Source organism: Hymenobacter sp. YIM 151500-1 (genome assembly GCF_025979885.1).
Classification (GTDB): Bacteria; Bacteroidota; Bacteroidia; order Cytophagales; family Hymenobacteraceae; genus Hymenobacter.
This window is the reverse complement of record NZ_CP110139.1, coordinates 242,113-263,242: the sequence shown is the minus strand read 5'-3', so window position 1 is coordinate 263,242 and position 21,130 is coordinate 242,113. Positions and strand designations below refer to the sequence as shown.

15 protein-coding genes are annotated in these 21,130 nt (G+C 64.4%); 8 read left to right on the top strand and 7 right to left on the bottom strand.

The genetic code is table 11. From position 1 onward, the window contains the following. Window positions 1-75 precede the first annotated feature (75 nt). Window positions 76-459, top strand: coding sequence for a GxxExxY protein (locus OIS53_RS00990; RefSeq protein ID WP_264680523.1), 384 nt, complete (start codon window positions 76-78; stop codon window positions 457-459). A gap of 51 nt (window positions 460-510) precedes the next feature. Beyond that, a complete protein-coding gene (locus OIS53_RS00985) occupies window positions 511-2,139 on the top strand; it encodes a 3-(methylthio)propionyl-CoA ligase (RefSeq protein WP_264680522.1) in 1,629 nt (542 codons plus the stop codon). A 214-nt stretch (window positions 2,140-2,353) separates the two neighbouring features. Here OIS53_RS00985 and OIS53_RS00980 read toward each other — a convergent pair whose 3' ends face one another. Beyond that, window positions 2,354-2,860, bottom strand: a complete 507-nt coding sequence (locus tag OIS53_RS00980) for a DUF2059 domain-containing protein (protein ID WP_264680521.1) — start codon at window positions 2,858-2,860, stop codon at window positions 2,354-2,356. Window positions 2,861-3,130: 270 nt separating this feature from the next. Continuing rightward, window positions 3,131-4,330, bottom strand: a complete 1,200-nt coding sequence (locus OIS53_RS00975; protein ID WP_264680520.1) for an acyltransferase family protein — start codon at window positions 4,328-4,330, stop codon at window positions 3,131-3,133. A 394-nt stretch (window positions 4,331-4,724) separates the two neighbouring features. On the opposite strand from OIS53_RS00975, the gene OIS53_RS00970 reads away from it, so the two are divergent. The 3 genes from OIS53_RS00970 to OIS53_RS00960 all read left to right on the top strand — a co-directional run bounded on the left by OIS53_RS00970 (window position 4,725) and on the right by OIS53_RS00960 (window position 10,872). Beyond that, window positions 4,725-7,847, top strand: a complete 3,123-nt coding sequence (locus OIS53_RS00970) for a SusC/RagA family TonB-linked outer membrane protein (RefSeq protein ID WP_264680519.1) — start codon at window positions 4,725-4,727, stop codon at window positions 7,845-7,847. A gap of 88 nt (window positions 7,848-7,935) precedes the next feature. Continuing rightward, entirely contained in the window at window positions 7,936-9,522 is a 1,587-nt protein-coding gene (locus OIS53_RS00965; RefSeq protein ID WP_264680518.1) for a SusD/RagB family nutrient-binding outer membrane lipoprotein, read from the top strand. 42 nt (window positions 9,523-9,564) lie between these two features. After that, window positions 9,565-10,872, top strand: coding sequence for a hypothetical protein (locus OIS53_RS00960; protein ID WP_264680517.1), 1,308 nt, complete (start codon window positions 9,565-9,567; stop codon window positions 10,870-10,872). Window positions 10,873-11,118: 246 nt separating this feature from the next. On the opposite strand, the gene OIS53_RS00955 is transcribed toward OIS53_RS00960, so the two are convergent. The 4 genes from OIS53_RS00955 to OIS53_RS00940 all read right to left on the bottom strand — a co-directional run bounded on the left by OIS53_RS00955 (window position 11,119) and on the right by OIS53_RS00940 (window position 15,928). Beyond that, window positions 11,119-12,879, bottom strand: coding sequence for a glycoside hydrolase family 10 protein (locus tag OIS53_RS00955; RefSeq protein ID WP_264680516.1), 1,761 nt, complete (start codon window positions 12,877-12,879; stop codon window positions 11,119-11,121). Between the two features lie 558 nt (window positions 12,880-13,437). Next, window positions 13,438-14,076, bottom strand: a complete 639-nt coding sequence (locus OIS53_RS00950; RefSeq protein WP_264680515.1) for a M15 family metallopeptidase — start codon at window positions 14,074-14,076, stop codon at window positions 13,438-13,440. 66 nt (window positions 14,077-14,142) lie between these two features. Continuing rightward, window positions 14,143-15,417, bottom strand: a complete 1,275-nt coding sequence (locus OIS53_RS00945; RefSeq protein WP_264680514.1) for a class A beta-lactamase-related serine hydrolase — start codon at window positions 15,415-15,417, stop codon at window positions 14,143-14,145. A 304-nt stretch (window positions 15,418-15,721) separates the two neighbouring features. Further along, window positions 15,722-15,928 (bottom strand): hypothetical protein, encoded by a 207-nt coding sequence (locus OIS53_RS00940; protein ID WP_264680513.1) that lies wholly within the window; start codon window positions 15,926-15,928, stop codon window positions 15,722-15,724. A 182-nt stretch (window positions 15,929-16,110) separates the two neighbouring features. Between OIS53_RS00940 and OIS53_RS00935 the strand changes: the two genes are divergently transcribed. From OIS53_RS00935 to OIS53_RS00925, 3 genes are all read left to right on the top strand, one after another. Next, on the top strand, window positions 16,111-16,977 hold the full coding sequence (locus OIS53_RS00935) for a hypothetical protein (RefSeq protein WP_264680512.1): 867 nt from the start codon (window positions 16,111-16,113) through the stop codon (window positions 16,975-16,977). Window positions 16,978-17,084: 107 nt separating this feature from the next. After that, on the top strand, window positions 17,085-17,957 hold the full coding sequence (locus OIS53_RS00930) for a rhomboid family intramembrane serine protease (RefSeq protein ID WP_264680511.1): 873 nt from the start codon (window positions 17,085-17,087) through the stop codon (window positions 17,955-17,957). 158 nt (window positions 17,958-18,115) lie between these two features. Next, entirely contained in the window at window positions 18,116-19,348 is a 1,233-nt protein-coding gene (locus OIS53_RS00925; RefSeq protein WP_264680510.1) for an esterase/lipase family protein, read from the top strand. Between the two features lie 138 nt (window positions 19,349-19,486). On the opposite strand, the gene OIS53_RS00920 is transcribed toward OIS53_RS00925, so the two are convergent. Beyond that, window positions 19,487-21,064 carry an alpha/beta hydrolase gene (locus OIS53_RS00920; RefSeq protein ID WP_264680509.1) on the bottom strand — a complete coding sequence of 526 codons (1,578 nt, stop codon included), beginning with the start codon at window positions 21,062-21,064 and terminating at the stop codon, window positions 19,487-19,489. Between the last annotated feature and the right edge of the window lie 66 nt (window positions 21,065-21,130).

Genomic DNA, 21,130 nt, shown 5'->3' with positions numbered 1-21,130 from the left:
CTCGCAGTGTTCCGCAGTGGAAAAGCGCAGTGGTTCGCAGTGTTGTGCTTGTATTCCAGACAAACTAAATGATTTATGCATGAGAATGATATTTCGTTTGAGATAAGAAAAGCAGCATTTAAGGTGCATACTACCCTTGGTCCGGGCTTGTTGGAATCGGTGTATGAAGTGGCGCTGGCGCATGAGCTGCAACAGGTGGGCCTACAGGTGCTGCGGCAACTTTCGCTGCCGATGATGTATGCCGGGGTCCAGCTCCATATAGACGCAGGATTTCGTCTGGATTTGGTGGTAGCTGGTAAAGTGATTGTAGAAATAAAGTCAGTTGAAGCACTACAGGAAGTTCATTTTAAGCAGCTTCTGACTTATCTTAAACTTTCCGGCCTCAAACTCGGCCAGCTCATCAACTTCAACGTCGTTCACCTCAAAGACCACATGCACCGCCTCGTGAACGGCTTGTAAGAACAACACTGCGTACCACTGCGGCTTACCACTGCGAAACACTGCGTGAAAATGCTACAAGGCCTCATGATGAACACGCCCCTGCGCATTGCGGGGCTGCTGGAGCACGCCGAGAAATGGCACGCCGACACGGAAATCGTCAGCCGCCTGCCGGAGGGCGGCATCCACCGCTACACCTACGCCGACCTGGGCTACCGCAGCCGGCAGCTGGCCAATGCCCTAGCTGAGTTGGGCATCCGGGAGGGTGACCGGGTGGGTACGCTGGCCTGGAACACCCACCGCCACCTGGAGCTGTACTACGCCGTGTCGGGCTCCGGGGCGGTGTGCCACACCATCAACCCGCGCCTGTTTCCGGAGCAGCTCATCTACATCATCAACCACGCCCAGGACCGGCTGCTGTTTTTCGACCTGACCTTTTTGCCTTTGGTAGAAAAGCTGGCTCCGCACTGCCCCACCGTGGAAAGCTGGGTGCTGCTGACCGGCCCCGGCCACCGGCCCGCTACCTCGGCCCTGCCCAACCTGCTCACCTACGAAGACCTGCTCTCCGCCCAAAGTGCCCGCTACGAGTGGCCCACCTTCGACGAAAACACGGCCGCCTCGCTCTGCTACACTTCCGGCACCACCGACCAGCCCAAGGGCGTGCTCTACTCCCACCGCTCCACGGTGCTGCACGCCTACGCCGCCTCCCTGCCCGACTGCTTCAACTGCTCGGCCCGCGACGTGGTGCTGCCCGTGGTGCCCATGTTTCACGTCAACGCCTGGGGCATTCCGTACCTGGGCCCCATGAACGGCTGCAAGCTGGTGCTGCCCGGCCCCGGCCTCGACGCGGCCAGCCTCTACGAGCTGTTTGAGCAGGAAGGCGTGACCTTTTCGGCCGGCGTGCCGACCATCTGGTTTGGCCTGCTCCAGTTTATGCGCGAAAAGCAGCGGCGCTTCAGCACTTTGCGCCGCATGATTGTGGGCGGAGCTGCCTGTCCGCCGGCCCTGCTCAAGGCGTTTGATGAGGAGTTGGGCGTAGAAATTCGCCACGCCTGGGGCATGACCGAAACCTCGCCCCTGGGCACCGTCTCCACTCTCAAAAGCCAGCACCTACAGCTCAGCCCCGACGAGCAGTTTGCCATCCAGACCAAGCAAGGCCGCAGCCTGTTCGGCATCGACATGGAAATCGTGGACGACGCGGGCCGCGCCCTGCCCCACGACGGCCAAGCCTTCGGCGACCTGCTGGTGCGTGGCCCTTTCGTGGTGGCCGACTACTACGGAGCCGAGCAGCCGGGCCAGCTCACGGCCAGCGGCTGGTTTCGCACCGGCGACGTGGCCACCATCGACGCGGCCGGCTTCATGCAGATTACCGACCGTAGCAAGGACGTGATTAAGTCGGGTGGCGAGTGGATTTCGAGCATAGCGCTGGAAAACCTGGCTGTGGCTCACCCCGCCGTAGCCGAAGCCGCCGTCATCGGCGTGCCCCACTCCAAATGGAGTGAGCGGCCCCTGCTGATAGTGGTGCGCAAGCCCGGCCAGGACGTATCGGCCGCGGAGCTGCTGGCTTTCTACGACGGTAAAGTAGCTTCCTGGTGGAAGCCCGACGCCGTGGAGTTTGTGCCGGAGCTGCCCCACACCGCCACCGGCAAGCTGCTCAAAACCCAGATCCGGAAAGACTTTGCCGGGTACACCCTAGGGTGAGGCGGTCAACTTACCTTCCAAAACGCGGAATGAACTTCGGCGGGCGTTTTTCTATGTTCCGCAAATTGGCATGCTACCTGACACCTGTTTTTGCATATTCCAACATGTGCAATTGGGGTCTGACAGCTGTTTTTGCTTGCTCCAGAAAACAGAAGGCCCTGCCGGGCGCACCGACAGGGCTTTCTGTTTGAGGCCGGGGAGTGGGGCAATCAGGCTACTTCTCCGCTGGCTTGCCTTCCTGCTGTTTCATTTTTTCGGCAATGGCTTGTTGCAGCTCCGGCAGGTGCTCCTGGGTGCGGCGCTGCCCGATTTCCATGCCAGCTTGTAGCAGCTGGGGCATCTTCTCCATGGTTTTGCGGCCCACGGGAGTTTGGTAGAACTTGGTTAGCTCCTTCAGTTCCTTTTCCGTGAACTCGCGGGCGTACAGCTGCACCAGGTCTTCCTTCATCACGGACCAGCCCATGTACTTGTTCAGGTAGGCGCGCATCTCGGGCTCTACGGTCTTCAGCGCGGGGTTCTGCGTGGTTTGCATGGTCAGAATCCGGTCGATGGACTCGGCCATGTTCTTTTCGGCGTTGGAGGCTTGCAGCAGGTCTTCGGCAGCCTTGCGGTGCCCCGCCGAGAGGGACGCGGCAGGTGCCGCCGCTGCCGTAGTAGACTGGGCGGTGGCCGCCGGAGCTGCCAGCAGCAGCGCCGCAGCCAGTATGATGCCGTGTTTCATATACACAAAGGAAAACGAGGTGAAACGGGATGAATTGAGCCAGGAATAGACCACAAAGAACGTCATTCTGGATAAGTGAATGAGTAAATGAGTGGGTGAGTGAATGAGTGAATGAGTGAATGTAGGGGTGAACGACAAGCTCCAGCGGGGCGGCATATCGGTAGACAACAGACACCAATACTGAAACCAAGCCCCACGGGGCGACACCTACCGTCCGCCGACGTTGGGTGCCGCCCCGTGGGGACTGACCTTCACCTTCTTACCTCCTCACTACACCTTGATAATAATCTGCTTTTTGTACATCCACCACAAAATACCCAGCCAGATGAGCACGCACACGATGGCGCCGGCCAGGGAAGCATTGATGGGGCTGAAATAGGGCACGAAGAAGGTGTCGTACAGCCAGGTGCGCAGGCCTACTTCCTGGCCGTTGGCGCCGGGCACTTTGAGTAGTTGGAGCAGGCGCGGAATCAGGCCCGAGAGGAAGAACACGGTAATGGCATTGACTCCGTACACGAGCGAGGCCTTGATCCAGCCGCGGTGGCCCTGCACATCGGTCAGCCAGTAGAGGCCGGCCAGCGTAGCCAGGGCCAGGCCGCCGGTGTAGAGCACGTAAGAGCTAGTCCACAGGCTTTTGTTGATGGGAAACCAGCTGTTCCAGCCCAGGCCCAGCAGCACGCAGGCGCCGCCCCACACAAACAGCCAGGCCACGCGCGTGGCCGCGTCCACGTCGGAGCGGCGCAGCCACTGCCCGGCCAGCAGGCCCAGCAGCCCCGTCCCGATGGCGGGCAGAGTGCTCAGCAGCCCTTCTGGGTCCCAGGTGCGGCTCTGCTTCCAGAGGTGGGCCTCGCCCAGCACGGTCCTATCGAGCCAGGCGCCCAGGTTGGTGCCGGCCTCCAGGTTGGCGGGGCCGAAGCCAGGCACGGGCACCAGCTGCATGAGCACATTGTAGAAGACGAGCAGAAACGCCAGCAGCCCAAGCTGCTGACGGCGCGAAGTTTTCAGAAACACCACCCCGCACACCAGAAACACCACCGCAATGCGGGCCAGCACCCCCGGAATGCGCACCGTGCTGAAATCAAACGTTGGGAACAAGGCCGAAAACAGCCCCAGCCCAAACAGAATGGCCGCTCGTTTCAGCACGCGCCGCAGGGTGCGGCCGTGGGTAGCGGGTTGGCGCCGGGCGCCGTCGAGGGCGTAGGTGATGCTGACCCCAACGATGAACAGGAAGAACGGGAAAATCAGGTCCGTAGGCGTACAGCCGTGCCAGCGGGCGTGCCTGAGCGGAGCGTAGATGTGGCCCCAGTCGCCGGGGTTGTTCACCAGAATCATGGCCATGACCGTGAGGCCCCGAAACACGTCGAGCGACACGAGGCGGCCGGGCGGGACGGCTTGGGCGGCATTTCTCCCCGGTTCGGCCAGAGGAGCGGCGCCGGCGGGGCGCCCGGCAGCTTGGGTGGTGGTTTGCATGCGGCTGGCAGTCGAAAGAAAGGAAAGTAGGAGCCCGGATTGGGGCTGAAAGGCAGCCGCCAAATTGAGAATAATTTTGGAGCCGCCGCTCCGAAAACAAAAGATAAGCTCGCCTTTAGAAAATACCATATATAGTTGACTTCTGTTGGCGTGCGAAGTAGCTTTAGCTGCCAGAAAATTGCTAGCCTGCCCCCAGAAAGTGGCTTCGCCCGACGCTCAGTACAACTATTTCTTCTGACTTGCGCCCGTGGTCCGGCTTTTCGGCACTGGCCCCCACTTTTTCTTACCGACGGCTCTCGCTCAGTTTTCCGGTAAAAGTCACTTTTTTCCACTCCGCTCCGGCGACCCTAACCTTGCCGCGGCGGCTTATTTCCTTCATTTTCTCCCACCGCTTATGAAGAAACTTTTATGGTCCTCGCCGCTCTGGCTGAGTGCCGTGCTGGCCGCCGCGCCGGCCCAGGCCCAGCAGACGGCGACTCGCACGGTGCAGGGCACCGTAACCGACGCCAACGGCCGCACCCCGTTACCCGGCGTCAACGTGCTGGTGAAAGGCACCAGCCAGGGCACCCAAACCGACGGCACCGGCCGCTACAGCCTGGCGGGCGTGCCCGAAGGTGCCACGCTGGTGTTCAGCTTCATCGGGTACGCCACCGTGGAGCGCCCCGCCTCCGCCGACACCCAGGACGTGACCCTGGCCGCCGACGCCCAGAACCTGCAGGAAGTGCTGGTAACCACCTCGTTTGGTATTCAGCAGGAGCGCCGCCAAATCAACTTCGGGGCGCAGGAGGTGCGGGCCAAGGACCTGATTGACTCCCGCCAGCCCAACATCGTGAATGCCTTGCAGGGCAAGGTGGCCGGCGTGCAGATTACTTCCTCGGGAGGCGGGGCCGGCGAAGGCGCCGCCATTGTTATCCGGGGCGGCAGCTCCCTCGACGGCGACAACCAGCCTTTGTTCGTCATCGACGGCATTGTGATGGACAACTCCTCCTTCACGGAAAGCACGGCGCCCGGCGGGGGTTCGGCCTTCAACGGCATTCTGGGCCGCTCGGTGGGCTCGCCCAACCGCGCCGGCGACCTGAACCCGGAGGATATCGAGAGCATGACCGTGCTTAAGGGCCCAGCCGGCACGGCCCTCTACGGCCTGCGCGGGGCCAACGGCGTAGTTATCATCACCACCAAAAAAGGCAAGGCCGGCGCCACCCGCGTCGATTTCCGCACGCAGGTTTCGGTGGAGGAAGTCAACCGCCTGCCCAAGCTCCAAGACCAGTATAAGCAGGGCAACGGGGGCGTGTTCGACCCGAATGTGCGGGGCTCCTGGGGGCCGCGCTTTGCGCCGGGCGAGACGGTGTACGACAACCTGGGCAACTTCTTCCGCAAAGGCTATTCTTACCAGAACTTCCTGACCCTGTCGGGCGGCACTGAGAAGGGCACGTTCGTCGTATCGTCGTCGCGGCTGGACTCGCGCGGGGTAACGCCGGAAAATAAGTTTGACCGGACCACGGTGCGCCTGGCCGGCACCATGAAGTTTTCGCCCAAAATCAGCGGTTCAGGCTCAGCCCAGTACTTCAATTCGGGCGGAATACGGCCCTTGCAGGGGCCTGGCCTGTTTGGCGGCTCGGGTGGCTTCTTCGTGAGCCTGCTCAACTGGCCCCGCAATGACGACGCCCGCAACTACCTCAACCCCAACGGCTCGCGCCGCCGCCTCACGCCGGCCTCCGTGGGCTCGGCCGACGCCGACAACCCCTACTGGACCGCCTACAACAACCCGCAGACCGACCGGAACAACCGCTTCCTGGGCAACGTGCAGCTGGCCTACGACCCCACGGCCTGGCTGCGCATTAGCTACAACATCGGCTCCGACCTGTACACCGACCGGTTTCGCTCGGTGCGGGCCGTAGGCACTTCCCAGCCCAACAACCAGAACGGCGGCATCTCGGAAAGCACTACCCTCAGCCGCGCCCTCACCTCCAACCTGCTGGTGCAGTTCACCAAGCAGTTTGGCGAAAACGTAGGGGCCACGCTGCTGCTGGGCAACACCGTGGAGCAGCAGACCCGCGAAATCACCGACGTCATCGGGCTGATTTTTCAAAACCCCGACTTCGTAAGCATCAACAACACGGTTAACCGCAACGCCCTCACCACCAACACCACCCGCCGCATTATCGGTAACGTGGCCCGCCTGAACCTGGACCTGTTCCGGCAGGTGACGGTGGAGCTGGCTGGGCGCTACGACGGCTCCTCGACCCTGCCCCGCCCCGACCAGGGCAAGAACTACGGCAAATGGTTTCCCTACGGGTCGGCCTCGGTGGGCTACGAGTTTACCCGCACGCTGGGCCTCGACAATAACCCTTGGCTCAGCTACGGTAAGCTGCGCGGCTCCATTGCGCAGGTACGCAAGGACACGGGCCCGTACCGGGTACTGTCGCCGCTGGCGCAGAGCACCTACATCGGCGGGGGCTTTCGGCAGGGCTTTTTTGGCTCGAACCCGCTGCTAAAGCCGGAGCTGGTGACGGCCTACGAGGCCGGCGTGGACCTGCAATTCCTGAAGGGCCGCCTGGGCCTGAACGCGGGCTACTACTACCAGCAGACCGACGACCAGCTAATTGCTCCGCGCGTAAGCCAGGCTTCGGGTTTTATTTTTCAGTACCTGAACGGTGGCACTGTGGTGAACGAAGGTGTGGAGCTGGCCCTGAATGGTACGCCGGTGCGCACGGCGGGCGGCTTCGAGTGGAGCGTGCTGGCCAACTTCTTCCACAATGAGAACCGCGCCAAGAAGCTGCCCAGCTTCCTGACCGAGGTCAACCAGGCGGATTCCTGGGTGATTAACGCGGCCCGCGGCAGCGCCTTCCCCGGCCGGCCCATTACGTCTATCGCGGCCCTCGACTTTCAACGCGCCCCCGATGGTCGTATTCTGATTGGCGCCACCGGCTACCCGCTCATCAACACCTCCACTTACGTGTACGCCGGCGACCGGGCCCCCGACTTTACTACGCAGATAACCAACACGCTGAGCTACAAAGGGCTGGAGCTGGCCTTCCTGCTGGACTTCCGCAAGGGTGGCAAGGTGGTGAACGGCAACGACTACCTTGCCACGTCGACGGGCCTGAGTGAGCGGACCCTGGACCGCTACAAGCAGGTGGTGTTCGACGGGGTGGTGCGGCAGTCGGATGGCACCTACGTGCCAAACACCCGCCCGGTGGAGCTGACCCAGGGCTACTACCAAAGCATTCTGGGTGCCATTGGCACGCCCTTTATTGAGGATGCCTCCTGGACGCGCCTGCGCTACGTGACGCTGAGCTACAATCTGCCCGCGGCCTTACTCGGCGACTCCTTCGTGAAGGGCGTGAACCTGAGCGTAACCGGCCGCAACCTGCTGCTGCTCACCGACTATAGCGGCGCCGACCCCGAAACGGCTTCGGCCGGTGCCGGCGTGCGCGGGGGCGGCTCCGGGGGCTTCGACTACGGCAGCATCCCCGGCACCCGCGGCGTGGATATGGCCCTGCGCGTCAATTTCTAAGCTTTCATTTCGCCTTCCCGCCGCAGCACGCCAGGCGTGAGCCGCGGCTTGCCTTTGGGCAGAGGCGAAACTCAACAGTATTGTACCCATGAAAAAACATATTCTGGCCCTCGGGCTGCTGCTGGGTGGGGGGCTGATGACGTCCTGCGACAGTTTCCTGGACGTGAACGACGACCCCAACAACCCGGTGGACGCCACCGCGAACTTCCTGCTGCCCGGCGCTATTTCGCAGGCGTTTCAGCAGCAGATGCTTACGGCCCTCACCACACCTTACATCACCCAGTACATTGTGCGGCGCCCGCCCGTAGCCAGCACCGACCAGTTTTTCCTGACCACCGGCAACGGCAACAACACCTTCAACTACTTCTACTTCTACTCGGCCGGCAACGCCCGCGAGGTGCTCGACGCGGCCCAGAAAGAAGGCTCGCCCCACTACGTAGGCGCCGCTAAAATTGTGCTGGCTATGGGCCTGGCCCACCTCACCGACATGATGGGCGACGTGCCCTACTCCGAAGCCTTCCGGGGTGCTCAGAACTTCACGCCCAAGTATGACCCGCAGGAGCAGCTCTACCAGAACATCAGCCAACTGCTCGACGAGGGCATTGCGGAAATGCAGAAGCCGGCCTCGGCCAACTTCCGCCCCCTGTATATCACGGCCCCGAGCGTCAGCGGCGACATTCTGTACCGCGGCAACACTGACCGCTGGATTCGGCTGGCCAAGGCCCTGAAGGCGCGGCAGCTCCACCATCTTACCAAGAAAAGCAACTACGTGGGCCAGGTGGCGCCCCAGGTGCTCCAGCTGGTGAGCGAGAGTTTCCAGTCGTCGGCCGACGACGCGCAGATTCAGTTTGAGGTGGCGGTGGCGCCGCTGACGGGCACCACCAACATCTTCGGCACCACGCGGGCTCAATTTGCCACGGCTTCCACGTCGGCCACGTTCTCTTCGAACATTATCAAGTACCTGAACGGCAACGCGCCCGGCGCCACCTATGCCGGCGTCGTGGACCCGCGCTTTCCCATCATTGCCACGCCCATCAGCACCGGCACCGACCCCGGCGTGAATGGCGGCACGCCCATTTCGGCGGCTACCGGCAATGCCACCGACTTCTACAGCTCCTGGTACGCCCGCGACCTGGGTTACTTCGAGATTATCACCTTCCACGAGCTGAAGTTTATCGAGGCCGAAGCTGCCCTGCTCACCGGCGACAAAGCCCGCGCTTTCCGGGCCTACCGGGAGGGCATCACGGCCCACATGCGTAAGATTGGCGTGGGCGGCTCCAACGCCGTGCCGGCCGTGACTTTCCCCGTCATCAGCCAGGCCCAGATTGATGCCTACCTGGCCAGCGCCGCCGTGGCCCAGACGCCCGACCAGGTGGATCTGCGCCGGATTCTGGAGCAGAAGTACATTTCGATGTTCCTGAACCCGGAAACGTGGTCCGACCTGCGCCGCCACGACTTCGACCCGGCCTTGTACGTGAACCTGCGCTACCCGGTGAATGCCAACACGGTGCTGGCTAATCAGGCTGACTACAAAAACCGCTGGCCCCGCCGCCTGCCCCCGGCCCTGACCGAGACGCAGTACAACCCGCAGAACGTGGCCGCCGTGCTGGCCGCGGTGGGCGCCGCGGGCACCGACGACTACATCACCAAGCCCGTGTGGTGGGACCAGCGCTAAGCCCGGCCCGGACTTTCAGGTATCGTAAAACGACTCTCTCCAATGAATACTAATATTTCTCTTTCCGGGCGGCGCCGGCTGCCGGCACTGGGGCTGGCTGCGGCGGTTTTGCTGCTGGCGGGCTGCGACAAGGAGCTTGACACCTACTACCAGGAAAGCGGCGGGCAGTTTCCGACCCTGCTGGCCAACACGCTGGGCACCCAAGCCAAGTACGCTACCGGTGAAGTGGTGCAGTTTGAGCTACAGTTTGCCCAGCAGACCTCGCCCATCCGTGAAATCCGGATTTTGCAGAAGGTGGAGCCCGGCCGCGACTCGGTGCTGGTGCAAACCCTGCCCTACCGCGCGGCCTTCTCCCGGCGCCGGCAGGCCGATACGCTGGTGGTGAACTACACCGTACCAGCGGGCCAGAACAAGGCCAACGTGCGCGTGGATGCCGTTATCGTGGCCGAGAACAGCCAGACGAGAACCCGCTCGTTTGCCTTTCGCCTGGCCGACCCCGGTCCCACCATCAAGCTTAACTCGACGACCACCCTCACGGCCCCGGCCGGCGCCACCCCAGTGCCCGGCGATGTAGTGCGCTACAGCGTGCTGCTGAACGAAGGCGGCATCAACGCCGCCACGGCCCTGACAACTCCAGGCACGCTGTACAACAACCTCGACAGCCTGATTACTTACGTGAAGGTGGGCGCGGCGGCCGAGCGGCGCCTGTTGCGCCAGCGCCTGCCCGCCGCCAGCCCCGCGGCGCAGTCGGGGGCGCAGAGCAGCGTGAACGTAGATGTGACCATCCCGGCCGGTAGCAGCGGGCAGGTAGTGCAGTACCGCTTTGAGGCCAAGTCGCGCTTCCAGAACACGCCCCCGCCGGCCGCGCCCAGCATCCGCACGGCTACCGTGTCGGCGGCACCCATCACGCCGGGCACGGCTACCCCTTTGGCGACGCCCCGCACCGTAACGCTGAGCTTCGCCGGCACCAGCGGCGGCGACCAGGCGGCCATTGACCTAACCACCTTCACGGTGGTACCAGCCGCCGGGGCCACGGCCAGTAAGGATCTGAGCATCAGCAGCACCGCCAGCAACGCTGTGCAGCTGCGGGCCCTGAACACGACCCGCTTGGTACGCCTGACCACGGGCGGCGCGGCGGCCTACACCAACGCTACGCTCAACAGCATCCGCCAGCTCTACCAGACGACAGCCGCCGCCAGCCAGGTAGCCACGCTCGACAACGTAGCGGTGGGCGACGTAATAGTAGCCCGCCTGCGCGCCGCCGACCAATACGTCATCTTCACCGTTACGAGCATCAACCGCACCTCCACCACGGACGTGGCCCTGACACTGGCGGTGAAGGCGTTGTAGGGCCTCACCCCCCGGCCCCCTCTCCCGTGGAGAGGGGGAGCCTGACGCTAGGTCGTTCTACGCCGCCCCTTCGGCTGGCGCCTCCGGAACGGCTACCAATCACAAAGCGCCACTACTGTTCAGTAGTGGCGCTTTGCTTTTCTAGTGCTGGGAAGCTGCTTCTGAGGCCCTCAGCCGAAGAGGCAGCGTCGAACCATGTTGACTGGCTCCCCCTCTCCACGGGAGAGGGGGCCGGGGGGTGAGGCCCTACCGCCCAAACAGCCACCGGAACAGGCCGCCGCGGCGCTTCTTCTTGGTCTTGACTTTCACCTTCGTAGCAGCACCGCTGCTGGCGCTGGCTGCTGGCCGCGGGGCTGGGCGTGACGCGGGGCGGGCGGGCGGCGCGGGCTGGGGTGCCGAGTCGGAGCCGGGCAGTTCGGGCGCGGGGGCCTGGGCTACAATGATTTCGGCGGGGCGGCCGGTGGTGCGCACGTGCACGGGGCGGCTTTCGTTGTGCAGGCGGTCGAGGGCGGTGAGGTAGTAGGCGTAGGCTAGGCCGGGGCGGGCGGTGGTGTCCACGTAGGCGAGGCCGCGGCTGGGCTGGGGGCGCACCAGGGCCAGCAGGTGGCGCGGGTCGTCGGGGGTGGGCGTCTGGCCTTCCGGGAAGCGGTAGAGGGCGTAGTAGGTAGCCGCGTCGCCGTCGGGGGCGGCGGGACCGGGCTGCCAGGTGAGGGTGTTGGCCCGCACCGAGGCCGTGACGGTGAGCTGCCGGGCCGGGCGCGGGGGCACCGCATCAAGCCAGGGCATGGCCGGCACCAGGGCCGGGTACCGAAACTCGTGCTGGCGCAGGGAGTCGGTAGTGTGCAGGGGGTTGGAAAGCAGGGACTTCGAGCTGAAGAACACGCTCCCGCTCACGTCGGCCGGGAAGGCGCGGTTGAGGCGAATCTGGCGGGGCAGCTCACGGGGGTTGTGCCAGGTGGTATCGGCCTTGCTCTTCTCCAACATGCGGTAGGCCCCGTGCCCGATGTAGAGGTGGCGCTCAAACCGGTTGCGGGCCCACCACTCCACCAGCGTAGGGTAAGCGGCCACCTTGAAGGTGCTGCTCCAGTACAACTGAGGCAGGATGTAGTCGACCCAACCCTGGCGCAGCCACTCGCGGGCGTCGGCGTAGAGGCCCTCGTAGCCCTGGAAGGCCGCGGTGGCCGAGCCTTCGGGGTGGCTGCGCTGGTTCATCCAGACCCCAAACGGCGAGATGCCGAACTTCACCCACCGTTTGGCGCTGCGGATAGAGTCGTGCACGGTCTGGACGAGCTGGTTGACATTCTGGCGGCGCCAGTCGGCCAGGGGTAGGCTCTGGGGGTTGTGCTGGGCAAAGGCGGCCTCGTCGTGAATCACCTGCCCACCTTCCGGATAGGGGTAGAAGTAGTCGTCGAAGTGCACGCCGTCGATGTCGTAGCGCCGCACCACGTCCAGGATAACGCGGGTGATGTAGTGGCGCACTTCGGGCAGGCCGGGGTTGTAGAGCAGCTTGCCGGAGTAGCGCAGAAACCACTCCGGATGCTGCCGAAACGGGTGGCTGGGCGCCAGGCGGCGCGTTACGGAATCGAGGGAGGCGCGGTAGGGGTTAAACCAGGCGTGAAACTCCATGCCCCGGTTGTGGGCTTCTTCAATAAGAAAGGGCAGCGGGTCGTAGAGCGGGGTGGGCGCCTTGCCCTGGGTGCCGGTGAGCCACTTGCTCCAGGGCTCCAGGCTGCTCTGGTAAAAGGCATCGGAGGCGGGCCGCACCTGCACGAACACGGCGTTGATGCCGCTGCGCTGGTGCTCGTCCAGCATCCGGCGGTACTCGCGGCGCTGCTGCTCCGGGGTAAGCGTGCGGGAGCTGGGCCAGTCGATGTTTTCGACGGTAGCAATCCACACGCCCCGCAGCTCCCGCTTGGGCGGGAGGCTCTGGCCCACGGCCGCTGGCAGCCCCAGCAGGCTTATTTCACTTAACAACACCAGGCAAAGAGCGGCAAACAGTCGGGGCATTGGCACGAATGGTAATCGGCCCCAAAAGTACGCAGGGAAGTGAGCGGGCGGACTGGAAATTTGGACCTACTATCGAAATAACTCGCTCCTTACGGCTGATGCGCCACTATGATGCCATTGCGGCGCACAATGTAGCCCAGGCTAAAAAAGCCGCTCAGCACATTTACCTCATACGTACTTGCTTCCCCACCCTCGTCAATGGTAAAAGAGTGCGGAGTGACAAATAAAAAGCTGCTCTTCTCGGACACCACTCGGTCGTCGTAAAGCACCTGCTCTTTGCCGCTTCAGAGGCTGATACGAATAGTAATCAGGTGGCCGTGCACTGTGGCAGACTTAATGATCATTGGCAGTGAAGCTAAACAGTGACAGAACGTTTATAAATGGTTGGGGTAGCAGTAAATAGCGGTAGCAGGAGCCTGACAGTCTGCGTCCCGTTGTCCCGCAGTTGGGCACCCGAAAAACTCTGGCTATGTGCTTTTGGTCAGCCGTTTTGCCGCCAGCCTGATAGGCTTAAAGATCTTTCTGAAAAATACATCTTCTGCTGCACAACCTGCGCTGTTATGGCTCGGGGTTTTCCAGGGCTTCAAACGGTAAGTCCAGCAAGCCGAAGCTGGCCCAGCTGGCGTGGTCGAAGTGCCACCACTCGCCGGGGTAGTTGACAAAGCCCTGGGCCTGCATGGCAGCCAATAATACGCAACGATTAAGCAGCACGTGCGCCGGCAGCTGAGCATAGCGCGCGTGGGCGGCGGGCGTCAGCTCGTCGAAATCGGTGGGCAGAGGCACCGGGCGTCCCGATGGCAGCTCCACCAGGCCCACGTCGACGGAGGCGCCCCGGTTGTGGCGGGAGCCGCGCCAGGGCGGGGCGGCAAAGGTTTCGTCCTGCACATGCTCGTAGAAGCGCACCGTGACGTGGTAGGGGCGGTAGGCGTCGTACACGCATAAGCCCAGCCCCCGGCCGGCCAACGCAGCCTGCACGCGGGCCAGGGCCTCGGCCACCGGGCGGCGCAGGTAGGCACGAGCCAGCTCGTACACGGGCCGGCCCAGCAGGTTTTGCGCGGTGGCATAGCGAATATCCAGCACGAGATCCGGAATATGGCGGGCCAAATCAACCAGCTCACCCGCCGGCTGCCCCGCCACCTGCCGCCGGTACTCCGCCCCCGACGACACCACCGCAAGCCCCGGATACGTGAAAGACATGAGAAGGCGAGCTGATGAAATGGAGAAGTAGAGGCTCGAAGTGGGCAGGCCAGGCAGTGCTGCCGGCTACTCGCCTGCGGCTCGTTGCGGAACGGGTTTCTGCGCTACGAAGCGCCCTGCGCGGCGCAGCTCGGCCTCGTACACCAGCTGCCCCAGGCGCCGCAGAAACGGCAGGCCCACGGTGTTGTACTCGTACTGGTCGTCGTTGAGCACGCCGTCGGCATTCACATACACCACGGCGCTGAGCAGAAATTCTACTCTGCGCGCTGAGTCGGCCACGTAGGCGTTGTCGATGAGGAAGCCGTAGGCCTGCCCGATTTTATTGTAGATGCGCACTCCGGCGGGCAGAGGTGCGGGCTGGGCGCTGCCTACCAGCAGAAACTTGGCGTAGTTGTCGGGAAACTCCTGGGGGCTGTAGCGCGGGTGCCGGCTCTGGCGGGGCAGACGGTGCAGGTAGTCGCGCAGTAGGGTGTAGTCGGCCGGGGCCAGCTGGAAGCGGCGGCGCGGCGGCAGGCTCTCCGGAAACAGCACCGCCCGTAGAACCCGCTGCAAATCGGGCAGGGAAGTAACATTCTTCTGGCTGAAATCCAGGGGCTCGTTGATGCGCTGCTCACCCTTCATATACGCCGTACCAATACCCAGCCCACGCAAGCGGCGCCGGGGCCAGGAGCCCGTGAAGGTGGCGGCCGGCTGCACGTACAAGGGCCGCGTGAGGGCAGTGTCAGCGTAGAAAGCTACCGGATTGGTGCGGCGAGCCGTAGAATCCTGGTCACCGACCGACAGGCGGTGGCGCAGCACGGTATGGCGCAGGCCACAGCGGCGCAGGCTAACCTGTAAGTCCTGGGGACCTACAAACTCATACAACCGGTTATACGCATCATTATCACTGACCAGCAGCAGCTTACGTACGTACTGCGCCACGCTGGCGCGGCCGGTGGCGCTGCTCGTGTCGCGCACCACGCGCGTCTGGCCCCAGGCCGCCGAATCAATCCGCAGCGGCGACTCCGGCGTGAGGCCGGGTACCTGCTGGCTCAGGCCACGCAGCTTTTCCAGGGCCACTACGGCGGCGGGCAGCTTGATGGCGCTGGCCGGGTAGAAATACTCCCGCGGCCGCACCCGGTAGCGGAAAGAACGAAAGTGGGGCCGGCCCTGGGCGTCGCGGCGGATGCGGGTGTAGAGAATCTGCACCCGATGCTGCGCCGGCTGGCGCAGCACGGGCCCCAGCACCGAATCTTGCCGCAGCTGCCGCCGCCACGCCGCCCCGGATTGGGCCCAGGCCTCTGAGGTCCATATTCCAAGCGCCAGCACCGCGGCCAAAAGTCGAAGCAAGCTCGTCGTCATACCCCGGCAAGGTACGGCACATCCGGGCCTCACCCCCTAGCCCCCTCTCCACAAGAGAGGAGGAATTAGCTCTAGTTGCCTCACCCCCACCCCTCTCCGAAAAGGAGAGGGGCTCTAGCGCTAGTTTTTAGCTGATGTTCTATTAGCCTACTGCTCAACTACCATCAACCACCCCTAGCCTCTCCAATAAGGGACTCTAGCTCTAACGAACTAGAACTAGAGCCCCTCCCTTTTGGGGAGGGGTTGGGGTGGGGTTGCTAGCTCCCCCTCTCTTGTGGAGAGGGGGCTAGGGGGTGGGGTCCGCTTACTGGCCCTGCCCGGCGTCGTCTCCGGCGTCGTCGCTGTTGGCGCCGCCTTCGAGGCCGTTGGTTTGGTCACTGTCGCCGTAGCCGCCCCGGATGCCGGCGCCGTCGTCGGTGGTCAGGTCTTCCTGGGTGGTAGTGGGCTTTTGAGGGGCAGTAGTAGATTCCTGGGGGCGAGGCGGCTGAGGAGAAGATTGGGAAGTTGCCATAAGTGAAACTAGGTGAAGGTTGCAGATACGAAGGGCAGCGCGCGGCCACTCACGCAGGCTATACGCCAAGCCGGCGGCGCGGTTGGCGGCAGGCATTTCCGGCCCAGACCTCTTACCTTACGGCACCCGAACGCGCCGAGCCGTCGGGAGCTTCCATTTTATTCTTTATACCAGTCTACCGCATGGCCGCCAACGCTGCCCCCGATTCTCTTCTGCAAAAATCCGATGATGAGCTGCTCTACCTGGTGCAGCATCCCGAGTTTTACCACCCCGACCTGGTGTTTCGGGCCGGGCGCGAGCTGCGCCGCCGCGGGGTAGCCCTACCTCAGTCTATCTCCCGCGCCGCCCCGGTCTTGCCCGCCAATGTGCCCGCCAATGTGCCCGCCGATGAGGCCGCGGAAGAAGCCCCGCGGCCCCGCACCCGGCGCTGGGCAGCTGCCGCCGTGGCGGGCGTGGCCGTAGCCGGGCTGGGCTGGTGGGCGCTGGCTCCCACCCCTCCCCCACCGCCGGCCAGCCCCGCCGCCGCTGTAGAAGTGCCCACCGAGCTGGAGGCCGTGGTGGCGCGCCCCTTGCCCACCTTCGAGGCTCTTACCGCCAAGCAGGTGCAGGAAGTGCGCCGCCAGCTGCCCGTCGCCGACCGCGCCGACACCACCGCCACGGGCCGCTACCTGCGCATGGCCCGCCGCTACTGGCTGGCCGAAAACCAGGCCGCTTACCTCACCCGCTTGGCGTTGGCCGACTCGCTCACGGGCACCCTTCCCGGCCAGGTCGACCTCACGCAGGAGCGCATCAGCTGGTTTATGCGGGCCAAGGCCTATAATCAGCACCTGACCCCGTTTATGGAAGAGCGCCTGACGCAGATGCAGAAGGGCCTGGGCCTGCGCCGCACCTCCCTGAACTATATCAAGCGGAATTACGAAGCCACCGGCAAGCCTCACCCCGACAAGCAGATGCGCGCCGACAGCCACGAAGCTCAGCTGATTGCGGAAGACCTGCGCGGCCGCGGCGGGCGGCAGGCCCCAGTGCGCGGCAATCTTTCCGAGCTGTAGCCGCAGCTTGCGGCCCGGCCACCTGCATTCTGTCAGGTTGCCGGGGCTGGCAGGGTTTATGACGCCGCGCCGCTGGCTCCGGGGCCTGTGTCGCGGGGCTGCTGCCTATGTCGTCGTCTCCCGACTCCTCGCCCAACCCCGCCGCCGAGCTGTTTCGGCACAAGACGGATGCCGAGTTGCTCTATCTGGCTCAGCAGCCCCAGCGCTACCCGGCGCCGGTGGTGGAGGCCGCTGTGCAAGAGCTGCAACGGCGGGGCCTGGTGCCGGCTCCACCCGCCGAGTTGCCGGTTGCCCCACCCGCCCCGCCGGCCGAAGCGCCTGCTGCGGGGGTGGGCGCCGTGTTGCGGGGCGTGTTCTGGCCCCGGCCCGGCTACTTCGTGGCGCCCCTGCTGCTGGCCCTCAACCTGCTGGTGTACGCGCTGATGGCCTTGAACGGCGTTGACGCCCTGGCGCCCACTGGTCCCGACCTGGTACGGTGGGGCTCCAACTTCTCGCCCCTCAGCCTGGGCGGCCAGCCCTGGCGCCTGCTCACCAGCTGCTTTGTGCACGGCGGCCCGGCCCACCTGCTGCTGAATATGTCCTCCCTGGTGTTTCTGGGGCTGCTTACTGAGCCGCTGGTAGGCCGGGGCCGCCTGCTGGCGGGCTACCTGCTGAGCGGAGTGGGCGGCAGCGTGGCCAGCCTGTGGTGGCACCTGCCTCAGGGCGTAAACTCGGTCGGCGCTTCGGGTGCCATTTTTGGGCTGTACGGCCTGCTGCTGGCTACTCTGGCCCTGTACCCTGCCACCTTACCCGACCACGCCGCGCGCCGCTCGTTGCTGGTGTTTGGGGTGTATTTGCTGTTTAGCAGCCTGGGGGCCGGCCTGCAAGCTCACGCCACCGACAATGCCGCCCACGTGGGTGGCCTGCTCGTGGGCCTGCTGATGGGCGCCTGGCCCCGGAGCCGCCGACTGCCACCGCCCGCAGAGCAGAAGTTGGGCTGACCACACAAGCCGGCAGTTTTCATTTGCGCGTCTGCGGCTCCGGTATTGCCCCTGCTGCACCTCGACACGGCCGCTGGTCCCGCTGCGCGCAAACTGATGCTGCGGTAAGCCGTATCTTTTGCGCAGCAGCCCGCGCTGCCTCCTAAACCACCTCTGCCGTGACTCCCGACGACACTCCTACTGCTTCTGCTGCCCCCGATTCTTCTTCGCGCTGGCGCCGGGCGGCGGCAGCGGTGAGCCGCGTGGCGCGGGCCCCGCTGGCCGGGGCCGAGTTTCTCTACCAGGTGGGCCAGGAAAATCTGCACTTCACCTTGCCCGTGCTCAACGGCGCCTTTGGCGACCAGCTGGCCGCCCGCCACGACCGTCGGGCCATCCGGATGAGCTTCCGCCGCTACGGCGCCGATGTACCCGTGGCCGACCTGCACCTAACCCCGGACGCCGCGGGCCAGCCTCGCAAAACGGTGGTGTTTGTGCATGGGCTGATGGGCGACGAAATCATTTGGCAAACCGGCAGCGGCCCCGAAGATGTGCGCTTCGGGCCGCGCCTACAGCAGGAGCTGGGCGTGCAGTGCCTCTACGTGCGCTACAACTCCGGCCTGCACATCTCCGAAAATGGCCGCCTGCTGCACCAGTTACTCACCGAGCTGGTCCGGGCCTTTCCCGCCGCCGTGGGCGAGCTGGCCCTGGTGGGGCACAGCATGGGCGGCCTGGTTATCCGCAGCGCGGGGTATTACGGGAGAAGTAAGAATGAAGAATTAAAAATTAAAAATGGTCTGGGCAAAGCCGCAGAAGCCCCCCGTGCTGAGTCAGAAAAATACAGTCAGCCTGCTTTCCTTCCCGATAACCAGACAACCGAACCGCAGGCCGCAGCCGGGGCCGACCCATCCGCCGCTCCCCACTGGCTTAGCCATCTGCGCGACGTGTTTTTGCTGGGCGTACCCAACGACGGCTCGTTTCTGGAGCAGAACAGCCACCTGACGGCCCTGGTGCTGCGCAAAATCAACCTCTGGCCCACCCGCGCCATCAGCGGCCTGCTGGACAAGCGCAGCAATGGCATCAAGGACCTGCGCCACGCCCGGCTGGTAGACGAAGACTGGCAGAACGAGCACGCCGACGACCTGTTTCCGCCGCGCACGGTGGTGCCGCCCCTGCCGGGGGTGCGCTACCACGTACTGGTGGGCTCCCTGCTGAAGTCGGCCAATTCCGTGCTGCACGACTACTTCGGCGACGGGCTGGTGGGGGCGGGCAGCGCCCGGGGCCGCGTGTTTCAGGACCCCGCCGCCCCACCCGACGTGCGCATCACCACCCGCGTTTTCTCCCAGCTCCACCACGGCACCCTGCTTAGCAACCCCGAGGTGTACCAGTACCTGCGCGACCAGCTGGCAGCATAAAAAAACCGCCCAGCGTGACGCTGAGCGGTTTTCTTAGGGACTGAAGAAGCGGTTCAGGCGTTGTTGAACTGCTTCGATATCAGCTTACTGCCTGCACCTACTACCTCCTGACTTGTGCGTGTCAGGCGCGGGACCGGTTTACTTTTTGGCTTCTTTCTGCATCCACTCCAGCATAAGCTTGAGCACAGCCGGGGACACCACGGGGCGGGGCTGGCCGTTGATGAGGGGCCACTCGGTGGTGGGGGCCTGAAATAAGTGGTTGATGCCCGCCAGCTTCGGCACCGTGAGGCGGGCGCCCTTGAGGCCGCTGGTCAGCAGATCGAGGTTGGTTTGAGCATCGGCCCGGTCGTCGGCGGTGCCGTGGAGCAGGAGCACGGAGGTCCGCACTTTCGGCAGCTCGGCCTGCGGAATAAGCCGGAGGTAGGAACGGTAAGCGGGCGTGGTCAGCCGGGCCGCGGCAGCCTGCACGGCGGCGGCATCGAGGCCGGGCGCCTCCTGCCGAAGCATGTCGGCAATGCCGGCCTGCGCCTGGGTGTTATCCGGCGTCGTGGCAATGATGTCGAACATAGCGCGGCGGCGCTTGAGCTGGGCCTCCGTGTAGCGTTTGTCGTCGGCTTTCTGGCGCGTGTACTGCTGCGCCAGGAAGGTTTCGACCTCCAGCGTGGTAGCGCCAGCGGCCCGCATCTTGTCCGCCTGGCGCTTGGCAGCCTGCAAGGCCTCTCCCTGCCGCCGGGCCCGGTTCAGCAATGCCGTATCGAGGGTGCCGGCCCGTAGCAGCAGCGACGGCCGCTGCTGGGTCAGCAGCTCCCGGCCCGGCATGCCCGAGGCCCCCATCGTTACCACAAACTTGGGCCCCAGCGGCTGGGCCGCGGCCAGCAAGGCCACGTTGCCGCCCTCGCCGTGCCCCACCAGGCCCAGGTTGCTGGCGTTGATCAGCGGACGGGTGCGCAGAAACGCCAGCGCCGCCTGCGCGTCGCGCGTCCGGTCGGCAATGGTGGTAGCCGTGGAGTCGCCGCCCGACTGGCCCGTGCCCCGGTCGTCGAGGCGCAGCACGGCAATGCCGTGGCGGGTGAGGTAGTCGGCCAGGTTGCCCAGGAAGGGGTAGTCGCCATACACGGCGTCGCGGGTTTGCGGGTCCTGGCCCGAGAGCAGCACCACGGCCGTGAAGGGTCCGGTGCCGGCGGGTATGGTGAGGGTGCCTGCCAGCTTCACCGAGTCGGCGGCCGCCACGGTTACTTCCTCAACGCGGTAGGGCGGCGGAAACTTGAAGGCTTTGGGGGCAACTGCCGGCGGCACAAACGACAGCGTGAGCGGCACGGTATAGCCGGGCTGCTGCCAGGTGCCCAGCAGTTGCAGCCCGTCGGCGGAGCGCAGGCTCACAAACCGGAAACCTGCCTGGCTGGTCTCGAAAACCAGCGTATCGCCGCGGGACGTCATGGTCATGGGCTCCCGGTTGACGCGCTGCATGGGCACGTCGAGCACGGCAAACCGGTTGCCGTCGGCCATTTCCGTTATGGTAATCATGAGGGGCAGGCTGCCACCGGGCACCGTGAGGGCGCCGCGCCACTGGCCCTCCAGGGAGTGGCGCGGCACCGCTGGCGCCTGCGCCTGCGCGCCCGTAGCAGCCAGCCAACCCAGTAGCAGCGCCAGCACCGCGCGCCACCCTAGGCCACGCACCGGCTTTTTCAAAACCAACTCAGAAGAAGCAAGAATCATGCACGTAGACAACCTATTGTCAATCTGCTGTTTACAGATCTTCATGTAAAAAACAAAAGGGTAAGA